Below are 19,770 nucleotides of genomic sequence, written 5' to 3'. Positions count from 1 at the left end.
CATTATTATAATGTGCAATTGATACAAAAAATAAACAATAAAAAAAAGAGCTTTGCGCTCTTTTTTATTGAACTTTTCCTATTTTTGTAAAAGGATATAGTCTAACCAAAACTTTTCCTCTAACGGTATTTATTTTAACAGGTCCTACTCTTTCATCACGACTATCTAAACTATTTTGTCTATTATCTCCCATACAAAATATAGTGCCTTCTGGTACTTTAAGCTCCATCTCTCCTGGTGTATAATCTCCATTAATATATGGTTCATCTAGCTTTTTGTCATTTACAAACACTTCTCCATCTGTTATTTTGATTTTATCTCCTGCTACAGCAATCACTCTTTTTATTAAATCTTTCTCTTTTCCTTCTGCTGTTTGTAAGTGAGATTTAAAAACAACAATATCTCCTCTTTCTGGTTCATGCATCATATAAGGTATTTTATTAATAATTAAATAGTCATATTCATTTAAAGTTGGATACATGGAATATCCCTTAACCAAAGTAGGTCGGATAAAAGTTGTAATAACCATTGCAATGACTACAGATATTATAATCGTTTTAACCCATTCTAAAATCTCTTTCCTCATCTTACTCTCTCCTTATTTAAAAACTTCATACATTTTATTGTATCACTTATTTTTCATTTCAACAATCATAAATTTTCCATTGTTTGTAAACGTTCTAATATATATTTATTTATCTTAGCATATTTATTTCTTCGAATAGTTACACCTATTTTCTCTAATGCAATACAAAAATCATCTATTATGTTCAATGGACTTCCATAAATCCTAATAATCTTTTCTCTATTTATACCTCTAAAGCCGTGTCCTGCTATGCATGCATGTCTTAATTCAATAATTTCATTCATTTTAGTTGCATTCAAAATTTTTAAAACTTCTTCATATCTTTTATCTTTGCTTAAGTATTTATTTATATAACTACTAATAGCAAAACCTAAATTTGGATTATATATTTTGTACTTTTTCCTTAGAATTTTTAATATCATCCTTTTAGACACAACTTCTGTCATAAATGAAAATTTATTTTTATCTATATGATTTTTAGCAAATATATATTTTAAAATAGCCTCTTTTAATCTATATATTCGACTTAAAAAATCTATATATTTTCCATTGATTAGTTTGATTTGAGTATTTTCTATCAACTCTGAAAATATTGCATCAGCTCTTCCGTCCTTTAATTCTTTTAAATTTTCTTTTAGATATCCTATTCTTTTATCTTTTATTTCTGATAGTACATAATAAGCTGATTCGAAATCAAAATTAATTGCATATTTACATGAATACAACAGCTTTATAATATCTTTATCTACATTTTCATTTTTTTTAATCCATTCAATAGCACCAGCATAATCATATCTATCTATCAAAGCTTTACATATTGCATAATTTATCTTGTCCAATCGTTCTCCCCCTTTAATAGCGTTGCATCCTTGTACTTCATGTTATGTAAATCATGTAAATAATGCAATTTTTATTTTCTCTAATTTTTTTGGTAAAGATGAAAAATAGCTTTTTCCTTCCAAATACTTTAAAGAATCTATACTTTTCTCAAAATAAATTTTATAAGCATGCAAAAATTGATGCTTTAAGTCAAACTTATCTTTAAAAATTCTATTTTCTTTTATATTACCATATTTGCAATCTCCAATAAGAGGATAACCCATACTCGCCAAATGAGCTCGGATTTGATGGGTTCTTCCTGTTATAATTTCTACTTCTATTAAAGTATAATGACCATTCGTTTTTATTGATCTATAAATGGTATGTATTTCTTTTGCTTTAGGTACCTTCTTCTTAAACACTTTTACTTTATTAGTTTTTTCATCTTTTAATAAATATCCTTTTAGTTCTTTATAACCTTGTAGGTTTCCTCTTACGATAGTTAGATAGTATTTTCTTATATAATCTTTCTTTCGAATCATCTCATTTAAGATTTGTAATGCTTGATTGTTTTTTCCAATGATCACAATACCCCCTGTATTTCGATCTAACCTATTAACACTTGCAGGAACAAATGTCTTTTCTTCTTGAGGATTATATTCTTTCTTATCATATAAGTATTTTATCACTTGATTTATCAAAGTATTTTTATCTTCATTTATGTCTTCATGAACCAAAAGCCCTGGAGGTTTTTCTACTAATAATACATTTTTATCTTCATATATAATTTCAAAGTTTCTTTTTACTTCTTTAATATCTTTCTTCTCAATAAAACCTTCAATAGTGTTTTCGCTTAAATACAATTGAATAGAATCTCCCTCTTTAAGTATATAATCGCTATTTACTTTTTTTCCATTAACTTTAATATTTTTTTTTCTAATCATTTTGTAAATAAAGCTCAGGGAAGCTTTTGACAGATATTTTCTAAGAAATTTATCTATTCTTTGATTTTTTTCATTTTTCCCTATACATAATTCTCTCATTTTCTTTCACCTCTATACTATTATGCCACAACTGTAGCTTTTTTCATATTTCCTTTTAAAATTAGTTATCTATTGAAAACATATGATAAGTTATGCTATCCTTTAAATATAACAATAAAGGGAGGTTATATATTATGTTCGAAAAAATGAAAGATGCTTTATATGAAATAAGTGACATACTCTTAGCCTTTGTTATTATTTTAACAATGTCTACTATAATTACTTGGAAAGTAACAGATTCATTAGCTTATTCTAAGGAAAACATTGCAAAAGTAAATGTAAATTCTGATAGTAATGAAATAAAAGTGGTTGAAGAACCAACCCTCCCTATCATTGAAGAAGAAGCAGACTCATCTGATTCAGATGAAGAGGTTATTTCAAAAGAAGAAGATATTCCTAGTACTTCTGTTGATGATAAAGTACCTGCTGATCCTTCACCACAACCTACTATTGTACATATTCAGATCCCTAGTGGTACACCTGGTATAGGTATTGCTAAGATATTAAAAGATAAAGGGCTTATTGAAAATACTACTAAGTTTATATCTAGAGTAGAAGAACTTAAAATTGCTTCAAAACTAAAATCTGGTACTTTTGATATAAAAACTAATACTTCTTTAGATGATATTATTTATATTATTGCAGGCAAAAAAAAGTAGGCTAAGAAAATCTTAGCCTATTTTTTCTCTTCTTCATTTAAAAATTTCATTATTTTTTCTAATTTCTTTTTCTGCTCTTCATCTAGAAAATCTTTCATCTGCTCTAATGCTTGCATCTGCTTTTTATACTTCTTTGTATTCTTAATCATACTCGCCTTTAATTTTTTTAGTTCTTTAATAATTTCTTCCTCATTTTTATCTCCATATTTTGTAGACATTTGTTCTATCATTTTCTTTTGCTCATCTGTTGGTGCTATATCACCCATTGATTTCATAAATGCTTCCAATTTTTTCTTATTTAATTTTCCCATTAATTCACCTCCATAATAAATTTAGTCATCACTCACTTAAATCTATGACATTTTTAAGATATTTATTACCTTCAAATATCATAGTTTGCCGTAACACAATTTTTTCTCTAGCATATGATAGAACAAAGATTGTTTTAAGGAGGCGGAGTATGAACGAGCTTATTCCCGTTGATTCTAACGATATTTTATTGCCAGAAGATGAAATAAGCATTGGTAGATTTCCCATACAAAGCAATAGAATGTTTATATTCATCATTCCAATATTTCTTATATTGTTTTTGAAAAATAAAAACACCTATTCAAATTTAAGTTCAGAAAATTACGAAAAACCAAAAACACCTACAATAAACAGCAATACCTTAGATAAAATCTCTCATTTATTGGAAAACGTCAAAAAAGCAACTGTACTAAACGATTTACGAAAAAGTGCAATGCAATCTAATAGAATACTTGGAAGCAAAAATTTAGAATTTTTAAAGGAAGCACTAAATGTTTTTGGTAGTAATATGAGTGAAGAAACCAAATCTCATATACAAACTGCTACCACTATACTCTCAATACTAGATAAAGTAAAAGATGTGAAAAATATTTTAAACATACAAAAGGCTTTAAATTTTGAAAGTAACAAAGATATGTCTGCACAGATCAATAACATTATCGAAGCAATTGAACCAATGTTGCCAGCAGAATATGCAAAAAAAATTGGGGACTTTAAAAAAATGGCCCAAATGATGAAATTAATGTCTTTATTTAATGATGATGAGGACTTAGATGAAGAAGAAGATAATAATATATCAGACAGCTATAATAATGATGAATATAGCGATACGGAAAATAATGATGAAAATGATGATAATCCACCTAAAGAAGAATAAATATAAAAAACAGGGAGTGTATCCTTACACTATCCTGTTTTTGTATTTGCCAATGCCATCATAGCAAGTACATATCCATAGATTCCAAAACCACAAATTTGCCCAATACATGCGGAAGCTGTAACAGACTTTTTTCTATATTCTTCCCTTGAATGTATATTACTTATATGTACTTCAACAGCTTTAATGTCAACTGCTTTTAAAGCATCATAAATAGCAATACTATAGTGGGTATATGCAGCAGGATTAATTATAATTCCATCATATTTTTTATAAGCTCCTTGTATAAAGTTTACAATTTCTCCTTCTATGTTACTCTGAACAATATCTATTTCTAATGATAGTTCCTTTGCTTTTTCATTTAGATAAGTACACATTTCCTTATAAGTTTTTCCACCATATATATGTTTTTCCCTTATTCCTAAAAAATTAATATTTGGTCCATTAATAATTAATATTTTCAAAATTATCATCTCCTAAATGTCTATTTAGACATGCAACAATCCTATCTATTACTATTTTTAATGTTGTATCATTTTTAATTTCACAATCACAATATTTTTTATATAAAATATACCTTTCTTTATATAAATTGTAAATTTTTTCTTTTCCATCCTTTAATAGTGGTCTAGTACTTGTATCAACATCAGAAATAATATCTTCTACTGACCTATCTATAAATATAATCAGTCCATTTTTCTTTAGTAATTCTATATTTTCAGCTAACTTAATAACTCCTCCACCTGTTGATATAACCAACGGACAATTCTTACTTACTTCTTTTACTGCTTTATTTTCAATACTTCTAAAAAATTCTTCTCCTTTTTTAAAAATATCTGAAACACTTCTTCCCTCTTTTTCTTCGATATATTTGTCTATATCACAAAATTTCATATTCAATCTCTCAGCTAAAAGCTTTCCTATTGTTGTTTTTCCACATCCTGGCATTCCAATAAGCACAATATTTTTATATATATTTTCAGCCATTGTAACCACCTTGTATATCACAAATTTTTTCATAAATTTTATCGCAAACACTACTATTAATTTTTATACCATTCCAAAATTCTTGTGCTTTTACAGCCTGCCCTACTAACATATAAAGTCCATTTATAGTCTTTAATCCTTCTTCTTTCCCATATTTTAAAAATAAAGTTTCTAATGGATTATATATTAAATCCACTGCAACTTTAAAATTGAAAATGTCTTTTTTTCTTATAGGTGAATTCTGAACATTTGGATGCATTCCACATGGTGTACAGTTAATAATTAAATCCTGCTCTTTTAACAATCCTATTTTATCATAGGACATAATTTTAAAATTTTTATATTTTTCTTTCCCAGAATCAACATTTCTACTTACAAGAGTAATATCTCCTATCCCTTTATCTAAAAGATACTGAATAACACTTTTTGAAGCTCCACCAGTCCCTAATATAACAGCTTTTTTATTCTTTAAATCAATATGATGCTTATCAAGCATAATTCCAAAACCATAATAGTCTGTATTATATCCGATTGCTTCATTATCCTTAAAACATATTGTATTTACTGCTCCGATCCGCTTAGCTTCACTTGAAATACTATCTAGGTATTTAATAACTTCAACCTTATAAGGAATCGTTACATTCACACCCTTTGCTCCTAACGCCTTTAAACCATATATCGCTTCTTTTAAATCTTCTCTTTTCACCTCAAATAAATGATAATAGCTTTTAATATTAAGTTCTTCAAATATAATAGAATGTATAATTGGAGAAAAACTATGCTTTAGTTTTTCTCCTATAAGCCCAAAAAACATTACATATCCCACCTATCCTTTATGCCCTTTATAGTTTCCAAGAAGCTGAAAAAAGCTACTGTTCTTCTCTATCAATTCAATTGCATCCTTCACAACTTTTTCATGCAAATTACCCTCAAAATCTATATAAAAGAAATATTCCCATGATTTATTTATAATCGGTCTTGATTCTATTTTCAACATATTTAGATTGTTTTCAGCAAAATACCTCAAAATACTATATAACGCACCAGCCCTATGAGGAATAGCAACAACTACACTAATTTTATCAGCTTCATCCTTTAACTCCAAACTTTTTCCGATTATTATAAATCTAGTATAATTACTCTTATTAAAATTTATATTTGGTACAATAATATCTAACCCATACAATTCAGCTGCTTTTTTACTAGCTACAGCAGCCTTCATTTTTGAATTTTCATCCCTTATTAATTTTGCACTCATAGCTGTATTTTTATAAGGAATCAACTTCCAATCCGAATGCATCTTAAAAAATTCATTGCTCTGCCCAAAAGCCTGCGGATGAGAATATACTTCTATTATATCTTCTAGCTTCGTATCTTTTATCCCCAACAAATGATGCTCTACCTTTAAACATTTTTCTCCAATAATATAAAACCCATATTTCCTTAAAAGATCATATACTTCTGCTATTCCTCCAGTAGAAGAATTTTCTATAGGAAGTACACCATAATCAATTTCGTTATTTTCAAGAGCTACAAATACATCTTGAAAATCACTTGCATTTTTTCTAACAACATCATCTCCAAAATATTCTATAAGAGCCTGTTCGCTAAACGATCCTTCTACCCCCTGAAATCCAACTCTAAGCTTATTCTCTACATCAAACTTTTGTTTTTGTATTTTTCTGCTAATCTCCATAATATAATTCAAAAAATCTTCTGTACTTTCTTCAAAATTATTATTTTTTAAATACGAAATATTTTTCCTTATTACTTCCGCTTCTCGATCCCTATTCAATATAGGAATACCATTTTCTTTTTTATAATCAGCAATTTTTAATACTGTTTCCATTCGCATTTCAAATAATTTTATAAGTTCTCTATCTATATAATCAATAGTTTGTCTTAACTTTGCTAAATCATCCATGGTATCCCATCCTTCTCTATCAAAAAATCTAATAAAACTATGGCTGCAACAGCTTCTACTACTGGCACAGCTCTAGGTACAATACATGGATCATGACGCCCTTCTACTTTAATTTCTGTATTTTTTCTTTTTTGTATATCTATTGTCCTTTGAAGTTTTCCTATAGAAGGTGTTGCCTTCAATGCAGTTCTAAATAATATAGGCATTCCATTACTGATTCCACCAAGAACTCCACCATTGTAATTAGTATAGGTTTTTATATCATCTTTTTCTATAAAAAATTCATCATTAGATTCTGATCCTTTCATTCTTGTAATATCAAAGCCTGCTCCAAATTCTACTCCCTTTACAGCTGGAATAGAAAATAGAAGCTGTGCAAGTTTACTTTCTACTGAATCAAAAAATGGCGACCCCACTCCTGCTGGAACATTTACTATAGCAGTTTCAATAATCCCACCGACAGAATCCATATCTTCCTTTGCCTTTAAAATGCGATTTTTCATTTTTATCCCTTTTTCATCATCCATAACAGGAAAATCCTTGCTTATAATTTCCTTTAAAAAGCCTCCTTCTATATTCACTGCATCAAAAGAATTTTCATTAATCTCTCCTATACTTTTTATATGACTTCCAATAATAATATCCTTTTTCTCTAAAATCTGTTTTGCTATTGCTCCTGCGAATACTAAAGGAGCTGTAATTCTTCCTGAAAAATGTCCTCCACCCCTATAATCATTAAATCCTTTATATTTTATATATCCTGTATAATCTGCATGGCCTGGTCTTATAATAGATTTTGTCTTTTCATAATCCTTTGATCTTTGATTTGTATTATATATAACAGCACAAAGAGGTGTTCCTGTTGTTTTATTGTTAAAATATCCACTTAATATCTCAAATTGATCTTTTTCTTTTCTTGGAGTAGATAGTTTATTTTTTCCTGGTGCTCTTCTTTGCATTTCTTTATATATATATTCAGTATCTAACGTTATTCCTCCTGGAAGTCCATCTATAACAATTCCTATTGCTTTTCCATGGGACTCTCCAAAAATTGAAAGCTTTAAATTATCGCCCCACATTCCGCTCATCTATTTTTCCTCCTAAACTTTTAAAATCCTGCCAAAATCTTGGATAAGATTTTTTTACAGCATCACTATTTATAATAATTACTGGTTCAGTACATTTTATAGAAGCAATAGCTAAAGCCATAGCGATACGATGATCATTCCAACTATCAACAACACCACCATTTAATTTTTCTTTTCCTTTAATCTCTAATCCATCTTCTAATTCTAGCACATCTGCACCTAGCTTATTTAATTCTGTAGCCATTGCCTTTAATCTATCAGATTCCTTTATTCTAAGTCTTGCTGCATTGATTATTTTTGTAGTACCTTTGCTTACTGCTCCTAATGTTGCAAGAATTGGAACAAGATCTGGACATTGAGAAGCATCTATTACAATCCCATTCGTATATGACTTTTCTACCTTAACAAAATTATCTTGTACTAAAATATTAGCTCCCATCTCTTTTACAATATCTAAAATCATCTTATCTCCTTGAAGAGAATCAATATTTAAATCACTACATTTTATACCACTTCCTAATATACCTGCTACAATCCAAAAAGCTGCTTGTGAAAAATCTCCTTCAACACGATAATCACAAGAATTATACTTTTGATTTCCTTTTATAATAAACTCTTTATAATTATTATTTTCAACATGTATATTAAATTTATTTAGAATATCAAGGGTTAAATCCACATACCCTTTAGATTCTAATTCTGTTGTTATAACGATTTTAGAATCTCCATCAAGCATTGGCAATATGAATAAAAGTCCAGTTATAAACTGTGAGCTAATATTTCCCTTCATATAAAAAATCCCTGGTCTTAATTTTCCCTCTACACTTAAAGGCAGTTTTCCTTCATTATTTGTATACTGTATATTTTGTTCTCTAAATATTTTATAATAAGTATCTAAAGGACGCTCTATAAGCTTTCCCCTTCCAATAAAAGTTATCTTTTCTCCGAATAATCCTGCCATTGGAATTAAGAATCTAAGTGTTGAACCTGACTCCTTACAATCTATTTCATTTTTTAAAAGCTTCATTCTTCCAGTTCCTTTTATTAAAATGCTGCTTATTCCATATTCAGAATCTGTTTTTGTATTTTCTGATTCCACTCCAAATGATTTCATTCCCTCTAACGTTGCAATAATATCATCGGAAAATGTAATATTGTCTATATTACTTATACCATTAGAAAGCCCCGCAGCAATAATAGCTCTATGACTCATACTCTTAGATGGTGGTATTCTAACTTCTCCTTTAAGGGAAGAAGGAATTATTTTTACGCTTTTCACTAATATGACCCCTCTCTATATATACTTTTCTATGTCTTCTCGTTTTATTTTTTTTATAAAACCATTTCCTATTTTTTTCAGCAAAACAATATTCATATAGCTTCCTTTATTTTTCTTATCTAAGCCGATCGTCTTAATATTATTAGATTTATCCATATTTGGTAATTCATAAGGCAAATTATATTTTTTCAATATTTCCTTTATAAGACTTACTGTACCAATTTCTGTTATCCCCATGTCTTCACTTCTTTTAGTTATATTATACATTCCAATAGCCACAGCTTCTCCATGGGTATACTTTTCATAATTATAATATTTCTCTACAGCATGCCCTAAAGTGTGTCCAAAATTTAAAAGCATTCTCTCTCCTGTATCTTTTTCATCCTTTTCTACTATTTCTTTTTTTATACTGCAACATCTAAAAATGATCTCTTCTATATTATTAAACAATTCATGTTCATTTTCATATTCTAGTAAACTTTTAAACAGCTTCTCATCTCTTATACATCCATATTTTATAACTTCTGCCATACCATCATATAAGAATCTTTTATCAAGTGTCCTTAGGAGTATTGGGTCAATAAATACTGCTTCTGGATGATAAAAATTTCCTACCAAATTCTTTCCTCTAGACAGATTTACTGCTACTTTTCCCCCAACACTACTATCAATTTGCGCCAAGAGAGAAGTTGGAATCTGTATAAAAGGTATTCCCCTAAGCAATGTAGCAGCTGCAAATCCAGTTATATCCCCAATAACGCCTCCTCCAAAAGCTATTATTAAGTCTCCTCTTGTTATTTCAAAATCCAAAAGCTCATTATATAAATACTCCAATGTATCTAAAGATTTACTTTTCTCTCCAGGCTTCACAGTAATCATTTTTACTTCAAAATCATTTTTAAACTGCTGCATTATCTTTTCCCCATAAAATTTTTCAACGTTTATATCTGTTATAACAGCTATCTTCTTATTTTTATAATTCTTTTTTATTTCTTTCCCAATATAATCAATTAGCCCATTCTTTATAAATATTGAATAGCTTTTATGCGCAAGATTGATTTTTATTTCATACATTTTTCAATAAAGGCCTCCCTCTTATTCCTTGCATTCTCAAATAATGCTTCTAAACGGTCCTTATCCTTTTTAATAATTGCATTTTTTATTTTGGTAATATGTTCTTCAAAAATATTTATTTGTTTTATTGTATTATCCCTATTTTCCATTAAAAGCTCTGCCCAAAGCTCTGTGTTCATCTTAGCTACCCTTGTAGCATCCTTAAAGCTTCCAGCTGTAAATAAATTATCATCTTTATTAGATCCATTTATTAATGCCGCTGCTATAATATGCGGTAGCTGACTTGTAAAAGCTATAATTTCATCATGCTTTTTTGGAGTCACTTTCGTAATATTTTTACAGCCTATTCCCTTTATAATCTTTTCTATCAATTCAATGTTTTTCTTTTTATTTTTATTAGTAGGTGTGAGAATATAATTTGCATCCTTAAATATATCCTTTTTTGCAAAACCAATTCCTTTGTATTCTCTTCCTGCCATAGGATGCCCTCCAATAAAGTCCAAATCCTCTCTAATAAAAGAATTTATTTCATCCAATACTTTCTTTTTAATTCCTGCCGTATCTGTAATAATAGCTCCTACTTTCATATAATTCATATTATCTTTTATAAATTTTATGGTCAAATTTGGATATACACACATTATAACAATATCAGAATTTTTTAATGGAATTTCAGGCTCTAAATATCCCTTATCAATCATCCCCAATTCCTGGGCAGTTTCAATAGCTTCCATATCTATATCTACTGCCCATAAATTTTTAGGATTTAATTCTTTTAATGCCATTGCAAAGGATGCACCAATCAATCCTAATCCTACAATCGTTATATTAAAATCAAAATCTTCCAAAGCTTTCACCCCATTATAACTCTCTATTCTCTATTTTTGCAATTTCTTTCAAAGTTTTCATAAGTGAGCCGAATCTCTCTGGTGTAATAGATTGCTGCCCATCACACTTAGCATTAGCAGGATCATTATGCACCTCTATCATTAGTCCATCAGCTCCAACAGCTACAGCAGCTTTTGCTAACGGTTCAACTAACCACCACAATCCTGCTGCATGACTTGGATCTACAATTACTGGTAGATGGCTTAATTTCTTAATTACAGGTATAGCACTTAAATCCAATGTATTTCTTGTATAATTTTCAAAAGTTCTTACCCCTCGTTCACAAAGAATAACATTTTCATTTCCTTCTGACATAATATATTCTGCAGCCATTAATAATTCTTCTATAGTAGCAGACATTCCTCTCTTTAGTAAAATTGGCTTATTTGTTTTTCCTACCTCTTTTAGCAAATCAAAATTTTGCATATTTCTTGCCCCTATTTGTATAATATCTACATCCTCTAGAAACCTTTCAACATAATCTGCAGACATAAGCTCTGTAACAATAGGAAGCCCTGTCTTTTCTCTTGCTAATTTTAATAGCTCAAGCCCTTCTTCTCTTAACCCCTGAAAGCTATAAGGCGATGTTCTTGGTTTGAAAGCTCCTCCTCTTAAAAAGCTTGCACCTGATTCTTTAACTTTTTTTGCAATTGTTACAATTTGGTCTTCACTTTCTATAGAACATGGTCCTGCAATTATAGCTAATTTATCTCCTCCTATACTTCTATCATTTACTTTTATAACTGAATCATCTGGATGAAATAATCTATTTACTTTTTTGTAAGGCTCCTGCACATATATTAATTTTTCTACATTTCTATTTGCTCTAATCAAATCTGGATCAATTTTACTAGTATCCCCTACCAATCCTAAAATATGACGATTTTCTCCTATTGTTTCATGTACTTGACATCCTAAGTCCTCCATTTTTCTTTTGATTTTTTCAATTTCTTCTTGTGCTGTTCTTGGTTTAATTACAATAACCATAACTATAATCCCTCCTAAGTTTTTTGTAGATAAAAAAAGAAGACCCATCTAATGAGTCTTCTTTGTATAAACAATAGCAATATATGCTCTATTGTATAACTATACAACAATACATAAAATTTTATCATCCTCATTAGAAAAGAGATTTATTATTTTTTTGTAGAACAAATAACCAGCGCTAAAGTAAAAATAGCCCCAGATAAAATAAAAGCTAAAAAATTTATTTTGTTCTACATATCCCTTTCTAATAAGTTTTTCCATTTTCTTTTCCTCCAAAACTTGTAATAAAATAATTTATTGTTTGAAATTATATCAAAAATAAAACAAATGTCAATAAAACATCTTAATTTTTAAAACTTTTTTTATCTTTTCAACTTTTTTAATAGCTCAATATTATTTCAAATATTAATTTTTTATTGCTTCATGCAATCTCCTTACAAACTTAAAAACATTCTCTTCTATATTTCCATTTTTTATTCCCTCTTCTATTTCTTTGATAATAGCACTTCCAACAATTAATCCATCAGATAAGCCTTTTAATTTTTTTATTGCCTCTTCACTAGATATACCAAAACCGATTGCTAATGGAATATCAGTATATTTTCTGACTTTATTAATAAATTTTGATAAATCTTGTTTAAAATCATCTCTTATTCCTGTTACTCCTATTGATGAAATACAATAAACAAAGCCTTCTGCATCTAAAACAATTTCTTTGATTCTATCCTCTGACGTAGGAGCAACAAGTGGTATTAAATCAATTGGATAATCTTTCATCATCTCTTTTAACTCTTTTCTTTCCTCTAATGGTAAATCTGGAATAATCAGTCCATCAATGCCATATTTTTTACAGTTATCTAAGAATTTTTCTACTCCATATCTAAAAATAGAATTATAATATATCAAAAATACAAGAGGAATTTCTGTCTTTTCTCTTAATTTTAAAACCATATCAAAAACAGAATTAATATTTGTTCCATTGCTTAAAGCTCTTTGAGCTGCTCTTTGTATTACAGGTCCATCAGCTAAAGGATCTGAATATGGAATACCTAGCTCTATAATATCTGCTCCTGCTTCTTCCATTTTTAAAACCAATCTAATTGTAGTATCCAAATCTGGATCTCCACTTGTTACATAAGTAACAAGTGCTTTTTCATTTTTTCTCCTTAGTATGTTAAATTTTTCTGTTATTCTACTCATCCTTTATTCCTCCAATAACATTAAATATAGTATTTATATCTTTATCACCTCTACCAGACAAGTTTACTACAATAATATCCTCTTTATTTGTTTTAGGTGCTAATTTCATCAAGTAAGCTATTGCATGAGAACTTTCAAGAGCAGGTATAATCCCTTCCTCTTTTGTTAAATATTGAAAAGCTTCAACAGCTTCATCATCATTGACTGCTTCATATTTAACCCTTCCAATAGAATGATAATAAGCGTGCTCCGGTCCTATTCCTGGATAATCTAATCCTGCTGATATTGAATGTACTGGCATAATTTGTCCATATTCATCTTGAAGTAGATATGTCTTCATGCCATGAATAACCCCAACAGAACCCTTAGTAATAGTTGCTGCATGTTTATCTGTATTAACACCGAATCCACCTGCTTCAACCCCATATATTTTCACATCCTTATCTTTAATAAATGGATAGAATAATCCCATTGCGTTACTTCCTCCACCTACACAAGCTATTAAATAATCTGGTAGTCTTCCTTCTTTTTGTATTATCTGTTCCTTAACTTCATCTCCAATAATTCTCTGAAAATCTCTTACCATTGTTGGATAAGGATGAGGCCCTACAACAGAACCAATAACATAAAATGTGTCATCTACATTTGTAACCCAATCCCTTATAGCTTCATTCGTAGCATCCTTTAAGGTTGCTGTCCCTGAAATCACTGAATTCACCTTAGCTCCAAGCAATTTCATCTTAAATACGTTCAATGATTGTCTTTTTATATCCTCTTCTCCCATATAAATTTCACATTTCAATCCAAACATGGCACATATAGTAGCAGTTGCAACCCCATGCTGTCCTGCTCCTGTTTCTGCTATAATACGTTTTTTTCTCATTCTTCTAGCCAATAAAACTTGACCAATTACATTATTTATTTTGTGTGCTCCTGTATGATTTAAATCTTCCCTCTTAAGATATATCTTTCCTCCACTTAACTGTTTAGTTAAATTTTCTGCATAGTATAATGGTGTAGGTCTTCCTGAATATTCCTTAACATAATACTTATATTCATTTTTAAAGCTTTCATCTTCCTTTGCCTTCATAAACTCTCTTTCTAACTCTATTAACGCATTCATTAATGTTTCTGGTACAAACTGTCCACCAAATTTCCCAAACATTTTATCCCCTCACTTTTTTAATAAATTTTTTTATTTTTTCAAAATCCTTAACACCACAAACTTCAACACCACTGCTCACATCCACAACCTGAGGCTTTACAATTTCAATTGCATCCTCTACATTTTCTGATGTAAGCCCTCCTGCTAAAATAATAAATTTATTTTCACTTGCATTCGATACTATTTTCCAATCAAAGCTTTTTCCTGTTCCTCCATATGTTCCTCTTGCAAACGTATCTAACAAAAATCCATCAACATCATATTCTTCTAATTTTTTTAAAATATTTCCATCTTTTATCCTAAATGCCTTCCATACTGTATTTTCAAAAGAATTACAATATATAGGGTCTTCATCTCCATGGAATTGGAGTATATCTAAATTGCAAAATTCTGCAATCTCTTTTACTTTTCCTATAGAATGATTTGAAAATACCCCTACCTTTTTTATTCCTTTGTCCAACCCCATAATTAATTTTTTTGCCCTATATTTATCAATTTGTCTACTGCTTTTTGCGAATACAAATCCAACATAATCAGGCTTTAATTTATTTACATATATAATATCTTCTTCTCTTTTTAATCCACATATTTTTACATTGGTCAACTTACCTCCCCCCTAAGTGTTCTTAATTTTTCATCTATGGACTTTGCCCTCATTAAGCTTTCTCCTATCAATACACCATCCACACCTAAGCTTTCAAGAAATGTCATATCTTCTCTTGTATTAATCCCACTTTCACTGATGATAATTTTATCTTTTGGAATATATTTCATAAGTTTTTCTGTTGTTTCAAGCTTTGTTTTAAATGTTTTTAAGTCTCGATTATTTATACCAATAATCTCTGCTTCTGTATCTAATACATTTTCTAATTCATATTTGTTATGAACTTCTACTAAGCACATAAGTCCTAATTCTTTTGCTATTCTTTGAAAATCTATCAATTCTTTTTTAGATAAAATTCCTGCAATCAAAAGAATTGCATCTGCTCCTAATGCTTTTGATTGATAGATTTGATAAATATCAATAATAAAATCCTTTCTTAAAATAGGGATCGATATTTGTTTTTTAATATCTGATAAATATTCTTTTTTCCCTTTAAAAAATTTATCTTCTGTAAGCACTGATATTGCTTCAACCTTATTTTTACTATAAGTTTTCGCTATAGAAATAGGATCGAAATTTTCTTTTATAACCCCCTTAGAAGGAGATGCTTTTTTAATTTCTGCAATAATACTTATGTCTTTATTCCCCTTTATTGATTCCTTAAAATCTTTTGTATTATCACATAACTCTATTTGATCAATTAGTATATCAAAAGAAACTATTTTCTTTTCTTCTTCTACTTTTTTTCTTTTATAAGCTACTATATTATTCAAAAGCATCTTTCCATCTCCTGACTAAGCTCTACTAATTTATTTAATTTTTCTAAAGCTAACCCATTATCAATAACTTCCTTAGCCTTTTCTATTCCTTCTTCTAAAGAGTTTGCCTCTTTCCCAATATATATAGCTGCTCCAGCATTCAATAAAACCATATCTCTCTTTGCTCCTCTTTCTCCTTTTAGTATATTTAATAAAATCTGTGCATTTTTTTTTGGTTCTCCCCCTACAATTTCCTCTTCTTTAGCCAATGGTATTTTAAATTTCCTTGGATCAATATAATAAGTGCTTATTTTCCCTTCTTTTAATTCACTAATCTTTGTTCTTGTAGTTACAGTTATTTCATCTAAGCCATCTAAGCCATGCACAACCATAGCACGCTTAACTCCCAATCTATTTAAAACCTCAGCTAAAATTTGCGTTAAACGTTCATCAAATACGCCAAGAACTTGCCCATTAACCCTTGCTGGGTTTGTTAATGGCCCTAATACATTAAATATTGTTCTTATCCCTAATTCTTTTCTTGGACCTATAGCATATTTCATTGCTTTATGATATTTTGGTGCAAACATAAATCCTATATTTATTTCATCTACACATTCTTGTAGCTTAATAGGATTTAGATTAATATTTACTCCCAATTTCTCTAACACATCTGCACTTCCACATTTACTAGAAACAGATCTATTTCCATGCTTTAATACTGTAACGCCAGCTGCTGCAGCAACAATTGCTACTACTGTTGAAATGTTAAATGTATTAGCTTTATCTCCTCCTGTTCCACATGTATCAATTGCATAGTTATGCTTTATATTCACTCTTAAAGCCTTATTTCTCATAACCTTAGCAGCTCCAGTAATTTCTTCTAATGTTTCACCTTTCATGCGAAGAGCTATCAAAAATCCTCCTATTTGTGCAGGTGTTGCTTTTCCTTCCATAATCATATTCATAGCATAAATCATTTCATTCTCTGTCAAATCATTATTATTTATAACCTTATCTATTACATCCCTCAACAAATTGCATACCTCCTTTTATAACTCTAGAAAGTTTTTAAATATTTCTTTTCCTCCTTGTGTAGAAATAGACTCAGGATGAAATTGCAATCCAAATATAGGATATTTTTTATGCCTAAGCCCCATAATCTCTCCATCAACCGTTTTAGCCGTAATTACTAATTCATCTGAAATGGAATATTTATCTACAATTAAAGAGTGATATCTTGTTACATTTAATGGATTTTTAAGTCCCTTAAATAAATCCATTTCATTATGATAAATCTCTGAAGTTTTTCCATGAACCAAATTTTTAGCATTCACAATATTTCCTCCAAAAACCTCTCCTATTGCCTGATGTCCAAGGCATACTCCTAATGTTGGAATGTCTTTTCCAAATCTTTTAATTACCTCCATAGATATCCCCGAATCCTTTGGAAAACCTGGACCTGGAGAAATAATTATATGAGTAATATCCATTTGTTCTAGCTCTTTAATTGTTACAGCATCATTTCTAAACACTTTCACATTTTTATTTATTTCACCTATATATTGATACAAATTGTAAGTAAAAGAATCATAATTGTCTATTATTATAATCAACCTACATCCCCCTCTTCTTTTTCTATTGTTTCTATAAGTACCTTTGCCTTTCTAAGAATTTCTTCATATTCACTCTCTGGATTTGAATCAGCAACAATTCCTGCACCTGCCTGTATATAAGCTATATTATCTTTAAAAATAATTGTTCTTATAGCAATACATGTATCCATATTTCCATTAAAGCCTAAATATCCAACAGCACCTGCATATACACCTCTCTTATTACTTTCTAGTTCATCAATAATTTCCATTGCTCTTACCTTTGGTGCACCAGATACTGTTCCAGCAGGCAAGCAAGCTGTTAAAGCATCATACATATCAAACTCATCTCGAATTTTTCCAATTACATTTGATACAATATGCATCACATGAGAATATTTTTGGATCTGCATAAATTGATTTACTTCAACTGTTCCAAACTTTGAAATTTTTCCAATATCATTTCTTGCTAAATCAACAAGCATCAAATGTTCTGCTCGTTCCTTTTCATCATTTAATAAATCTTTAATATATTTTTCATCTTCTTCTATGCTTTTTCCCCTAGGTCTTGTACCTGCAATTGGACAAGTCTCAACAAAGTCTTCCTTAAGCTTTACCAAAAGCTCTGGTGATGAGCCTATCATCTGATATTCTCCAAAGTCTATATAAAACATATATGGAGAAGGATTTAAACTTCTTAATGTTCTATAAGCTTTAAATGAATCAATTTCTGTTCTTACTTTCAGTCTTTGTGATAATACAACTTGAAATATATCTCCATTTCTTATATACTCCTTTGCTTTTAAAACTTTTTTTATAAACTCTTCTTTAGTTTCGTTAGTTGAATATTCTACTTTCCCTAAACCACTTCTTTTATCATTTGTGTTATAAAAATCATTTTCCAATATTTCTTTTTCGATTGATTTTAATCTATTAATTCCTTCTTTGTACCGTTCCTTGATATTTCCATTTGTTTGTGTATTTATAACAATATTTATTTTTTGCTTTACATGATCATAAACAATTACCTCATCTGTCAACAAAAGATGTATATCTGGCATTTTTATATCATCAAAATTAATATTCTTTAAATCTTCATAATTTCTTACAATATCATAGCCTATATAACCTACTGCCCCTCCAGTAAAATCAGGCATATTCTCTATCTTAAACATTTTATAATCATTCATTAAATTTTTTAATATATTCAATACATTCCCTTCTTTTTCAATAACTTCATCCCCTTTTTCCACAATCACCTTATTTCCATAGCTCTTAATAATCATAATTGGATTTCTTCCTATATAAGAATACCTCCCCCACTTATTTCCTCCCTCAACACTTTCTAAAAGATAAACATTTTTACCTTTACAAAGCTTTTTAAATAACGTAATAGGCGTATCCATATCTCCCTCTATTTCCAGGGAAATAGGAATAATTTTTGAAGCCTTACTCAATCTCTTGAATTTCTCAAAATCTGGAAAAAACATATCTACTCTCCTCCTATCCAATAAAAAATTCGCTTCATTCTATCGCATGGCTCATGTCGCCAACGAGTCCTAACGGACTCCGTTGCTCAAAATAGTTGATACTTTTATTCAGTTACCAAAGTTATCAACAGTTCAAAAAATTTATAATTTCCTATAGAATAAAAAAAGCATTTCGCCCTTAAAATTAAGGACGAAATGCTATACATTCCGCGTTGCCACCTTCATTAGATAGTCTACTTTACTAATATAAGTAACAAATTATATAAAAAAACATTTCATCCTAATATATAGGACGAAATGTTTATATTTCGCGTTGCCACCTATTTTAGACAGTACACCTATCTCTCTCTTTCAAGTACGGAAATAGACTTATCTATTTCGATACCCTATCCCTGTAACGTGAGACACACGGCAAGTGATACTCTCATATGATTTCAC

23 protein-coding genes and 1 other annotated feature (1 of these 24 running past the window's edge) are annotated in these 19,770 nt (G+C 29.4%); of the genes, 2 read left to right on the top strand and 21 right to left on the bottom strand.

Annotation, left to right across the window (positions count from 1 at the left end):
• Positions 1-64 precede the first annotated feature (64 nt).
• From lepB to FQB35_RS05005, 3 genes are all read right to left on the bottom strand, one after another.
• The gene (gene lepB, locus FQB35_RS05015) at positions 65-586 is read right to left on the bottom strand and encodes a signal peptidase I (protein ID WP_148808933.1); all 522 of its coding nucleotides are present in this window, start codon (positions 584-586) and stop codon (positions 65-67) included.
• 65 nt (positions 587-651) lie between these two features.
• Complete coding sequence (locus FQB35_RS05010; protein WP_148808932.1) at positions 652-1,425, bottom strand: hypothetical protein; 774 nt, start codon at positions 1,423-1,425, stop codon at positions 652-654.
• Positions 1,426-1,476: 51 nt separating this feature from the next.
• Positions 1,477-2,448 (bottom strand): RluA family pseudouridine synthase, encoded by a 972-nt coding sequence (locus FQB35_RS05005; protein ID WP_148808931.1) that lies wholly within the window; start codon positions 2,446-2,448, stop codon positions 1,477-1,479.
• A gap of 134 nt (positions 2,449-2,582) precedes the next feature.
• Between FQB35_RS05005 and FQB35_RS05000 the strand changes: the two genes are divergently transcribed.
• The gene (locus FQB35_RS05000; protein ID WP_148808930.1) at positions 2,583-3,107 is read left to right on the top strand and encodes an endolytic transglycosylase MltG; all 525 of its coding nucleotides are present in this window, start codon (positions 2,583-2,585) and stop codon (positions 3,105-3,107) included.
• Positions 3,108-3,124: 17 nt separating this feature from the next.
• On the opposite strand, the gene FQB35_RS04995 is transcribed toward FQB35_RS05000, so the two are convergent.
• Positions 3,125-3,418, bottom strand: a complete 294-nt coding sequence (locus FQB35_RS04995) for a hypothetical protein (protein ID WP_148808929.1) — start codon at positions 3,416-3,418, stop codon at positions 3,125-3,127.
• 149 nt (positions 3,419-3,567) lie between these two features.
• Between FQB35_RS04995 and FQB35_RS04990 the strand changes: the two genes are divergently transcribed.
• Positions 3,568-4,293 (top strand): hypothetical protein, encoded by a 726-nt coding sequence (locus FQB35_RS04990; protein ID WP_148808928.1) that lies wholly within the window; start codon positions 3,568-3,570, stop codon positions 4,291-4,293.
• A 29-nt stretch (positions 4,294-4,322) separates the two neighbouring features.
• Here the strand turns inward: FQB35_RS04990 and aroQ are convergent, their stop codons facing one another.
• The 17 genes from aroQ to trpE form a co-directional block, all read right to left on the bottom strand.
• Positions 4,323-4,757, bottom strand: a complete 435-nt coding sequence (aroQ, locus tag FQB35_RS04985; RefSeq protein WP_148808927.1) for a type II 3-dehydroquinate dehydratase — start codon at positions 4,755-4,757, stop codon at positions 4,323-4,325.
• Entirely contained in the window at positions 4,738-5,280 is a 543-nt protein-coding gene (locus FQB35_RS04980) for a shikimate kinase (RefSeq protein WP_148808926.1), read from the bottom strand. The genes aroQ and FQB35_RS04980 overlap by 20 nt, the downstream gene beginning before the upstream one ends.
• Positions 5,273-6,094, bottom strand: a complete 822-nt coding sequence (aroE, locus tag FQB35_RS04975) for a shikimate dehydrogenase (protein WP_148808925.1) — start codon at positions 6,092-6,094, stop codon at positions 5,273-5,275. Before aroE ends, FQB35_RS04980 begins: the two co-directional genes overlap by 8 nt.
• Positions 6,095-6,106: 12 nt before the next feature.
• Positions 6,107-7,204 (bottom strand): chorismate mutase, encoded by a 1,098-nt coding sequence (locus tag FQB35_RS04970; RefSeq protein ID WP_148808924.1) that lies wholly within the window; start codon positions 7,202-7,204, stop codon positions 6,107-6,109.
• Complete coding sequence (gene aroC, locus FQB35_RS04965; protein WP_148808923.1) at positions 7,192-8,292, bottom strand: chorismate synthase; 1,101 nt, start codon at positions 8,290-8,292, stop codon at positions 7,192-7,194. The genes FQB35_RS04970 and aroC overlap by 13 nt, the downstream gene beginning before the upstream one ends.
• Positions 8,270-9,571, bottom strand: a complete 1,302-nt coding sequence (aroA, locus tag FQB35_RS04960; RefSeq protein ID WP_148808922.1) for a 3-phosphoshikimate 1-carboxyvinyltransferase — start codon at positions 9,569-9,571, stop codon at positions 8,270-8,272. Before aroA ends, aroC begins: the two co-directional genes overlap by 23 nt.
• Positions 9,572-9,586: 15 nt before the next feature.
• The gene (gene aroB / locus FQB35_RS04955; protein ID WP_148808921.1) at positions 9,587-10,645 is read right to left on the bottom strand and encodes a 3-dehydroquinate synthase; all 1,059 of its coding nucleotides are present in this window, start codon (positions 10,643-10,645) and stop codon (positions 9,587-9,589) included.
• A complete protein-coding gene (locus tag FQB35_RS04950; protein ID WP_333473052.1) occupies positions 10,633-11,502 on the bottom strand; it encodes a prephenate dehydrogenase in 870 nt (289 codons plus the stop codon). Before FQB35_RS04950 ends, aroB begins: the two co-directional genes overlap by 13 nt.
• 4 nt (positions 11,503-11,506) lie before the next feature.
• Positions 11,507-12,520 (bottom strand): 3-deoxy-7-phosphoheptulonate synthase, encoded by a 1,014-nt coding sequence (aroF, locus tag FQB35_RS04945; RefSeq protein ID WP_148808919.1) that lies wholly within the window; start codon positions 12,518-12,520, stop codon positions 11,507-11,509.
• 99 nt (positions 12,521-12,619) lie between these two features.
• Positions 12,620-12,781 carry a hypothetical protein gene (locus FQB35_RS15790; RefSeq protein WP_168198246.1) on the bottom strand — a complete coding sequence of 54 codons (162 nt, stop codon included), beginning with the start codon at positions 12,779-12,781 and terminating at the stop codon, positions 12,620-12,622.
• A 144-nt stretch (positions 12,782-12,925) separates the two neighbouring features.
• Positions 12,926-13,720, bottom strand: a complete 795-nt coding sequence (gene trpA / locus FQB35_RS04940; protein ID WP_148808918.1) for a tryptophan synthase subunit alpha — start codon at positions 13,718-13,720, stop codon at positions 12,926-12,928.
• The gene (gene trpB / locus FQB35_RS04935) at positions 13,713-14,885 is read right to left on the bottom strand and encodes a tryptophan synthase subunit beta (protein WP_148808917.1); all 1,173 of its coding nucleotides are present in this window, start codon (positions 14,883-14,885) and stop codon (positions 13,713-13,715) included. The genes trpA and trpB overlap by 8 nt, the downstream gene beginning before the upstream one ends.
• A gap of 1 nt (position 14,886) precedes the next feature.
• Positions 14,887-15,489, bottom strand: a complete 603-nt coding sequence (locus tag FQB35_RS04930) for a phosphoribosylanthranilate isomerase (RefSeq protein ID WP_148808916.1) — start codon at positions 15,487-15,489, stop codon at positions 14,887-14,889.
• Positions 15,486-16,268 carry an indole-3-glycerol phosphate synthase TrpC gene (trpC, locus tag FQB35_RS04925; RefSeq protein ID WP_148808915.1) on the bottom strand — a complete coding sequence of 261 codons (783 nt, stop codon included), beginning with the start codon at positions 16,266-16,268 and terminating at the stop codon, positions 15,486-15,488. The genes FQB35_RS04930 and trpC overlap by 4 nt, the downstream gene beginning before the upstream one ends.
• Positions 16,259-17,284 carry an anthranilate phosphoribosyltransferase gene (gene trpD / locus FQB35_RS04920; RefSeq protein WP_148808914.1) on the bottom strand — a complete coding sequence of 342 codons (1,026 nt, stop codon included), beginning with the start codon at positions 17,282-17,284 and terminating at the stop codon, positions 16,259-16,261. Before trpD ends, trpC begins: the two co-directional genes overlap by 10 nt.
• A 15-nt stretch (positions 17,285-17,299) precedes the next feature.
• Complete coding sequence (locus FQB35_RS04915; protein WP_148808913.1) at positions 17,300-17,863, bottom strand: anthranilate synthase component II; 564 nt, start codon at positions 17,861-17,863, stop codon at positions 17,300-17,302.
• On the bottom strand, positions 17,860-19,332 hold the full coding sequence (trpE, locus tag FQB35_RS04910) for an anthranilate synthase component I (RefSeq protein ID WP_148808912.1): 1,473 nt from the start codon (positions 19,330-19,332) through the stop codon (positions 17,860-17,862). Before trpE ends, FQB35_RS04915 begins: the two co-directional genes overlap by 4 nt.
• A gap of 285 nt (positions 19,333-19,617) precedes the next feature.
• Positions 19,618-19,770 (bottom strand) — a binding site (T-box leader) (it continues 107 nt past the right edge of the window).

This window comes from Crassaminicella thermophila, assembly GCF_008152325.1.
GTDB lineage: Bacteria > Bacillota > Clostridia > Peptostreptococcales > Thermotaleaceae > Crassaminicella_A > Crassaminicella_A thermophila.
This window is presented reverse-complemented; position numbering and strand designations above follow the sequence as displayed.

Excerpts from the sequence above, each read along its gene's own strand:
- lepB (WP_148808933.1), bottom strand. The coding sequence starts at position 586 with ATGAGGAAAGAGATTTTAGAATGGGTTAAAACGATTATAATATCTGTA.
- FQB35_RS05005 (WP_148808931.1), bottom strand. The coding sequence starts at position 2,448 with ATGAGAGAATTATGTATAGGGAAAAATGAAAAAAATCAAAGAATAGAT.
- FQB35_RS05000 (WP_148808930.1), top strand. The coding sequence starts at position 2,583 with ATGTTCGAAAAAATGAAAGATGCTTTATATGAAATAAGTGACATACTC.
- FQB35_RS04995 (WP_148808929.1), bottom strand. The coding sequence starts at position 3,418 with ATGGGAAAATTAAATAAGAAAAAATTGGAAGCATTTATGAAATCAATG.
- FQB35_RS04990 (WP_148808928.1), top strand. The coding sequence starts at position 3,568 with ATGAACGAGCTTATTCCCGTTGATTCTAACGATATTTTATTGCCAGAA.
- FQB35_RS04980 (WP_148808926.1), bottom strand. The coding sequence starts at position 5,280 with ATGGCTGAAAATATATATAAAAATATTGTGCTTATTGGAATGCCAGGA.
- aroE (WP_148808925.1), bottom strand. The coding sequence starts at position 6,094 with ATGTTTTTTGGGCTTATAGGAGAAAAACTAAAGCATAGTTTTTCTCCA.
- FQB35_RS04970 (WP_148808924.1), bottom strand. The coding sequence starts at position 7,204 with ATGGATGATTTAGCAAAGTTAAGACAAACTATTGATTATATAGATAGA.
- aroC (WP_148808923.1), bottom strand. The coding sequence starts at position 8,292 with ATGAGCGGAATGTGGGGCGATAATTTAAAGCTTTCAATTTTTGGAGAG.
- aroB (WP_148808921.1), bottom strand. The coding sequence starts at position 10,645 with ATGTATGAAATAAAAATCAATCTTGCGCATAAAAGCTATTCAATATTT.
- aroF (WP_148808919.1), bottom strand. The coding sequence starts at position 12,520 with ATGGTTATTGTAATTAAACCAAGAACAGCACAAGAAGAAATTGAAAAA.
- FQB35_RS15790 (WP_168198246.1), bottom strand. The coding sequence starts at position 12,781 with ATGGAAAAACTTATTAGAAAGGGATATGTAGAACAAAATAAATTTTTT.
- trpA (WP_148808918.1), bottom strand. The coding sequence starts at position 13,720 with ATGAGTAGAATAACAGAAAAATTTAACATACTAAGGAGAAAAAATGAA.
- trpB (WP_148808917.1), bottom strand. The coding sequence starts at position 14,885 with ATGTTTGGGAAATTTGGTGGACAGTTTGTACCAGAAACATTAATGAAT.
- trpC (WP_148808915.1), bottom strand. The coding sequence starts at position 16,268 with ATGCTTTTGAATAATATAGTAGCTTATAAAAGAAAAAAAGTAGAAGAA.
- trpE (WP_148808912.1), bottom strand. The coding sequence starts at position 19,332 with ATGTTTTTTCCAGATTTTGAGAAATTCAAGAGATTGAGTAAGGCTTCA.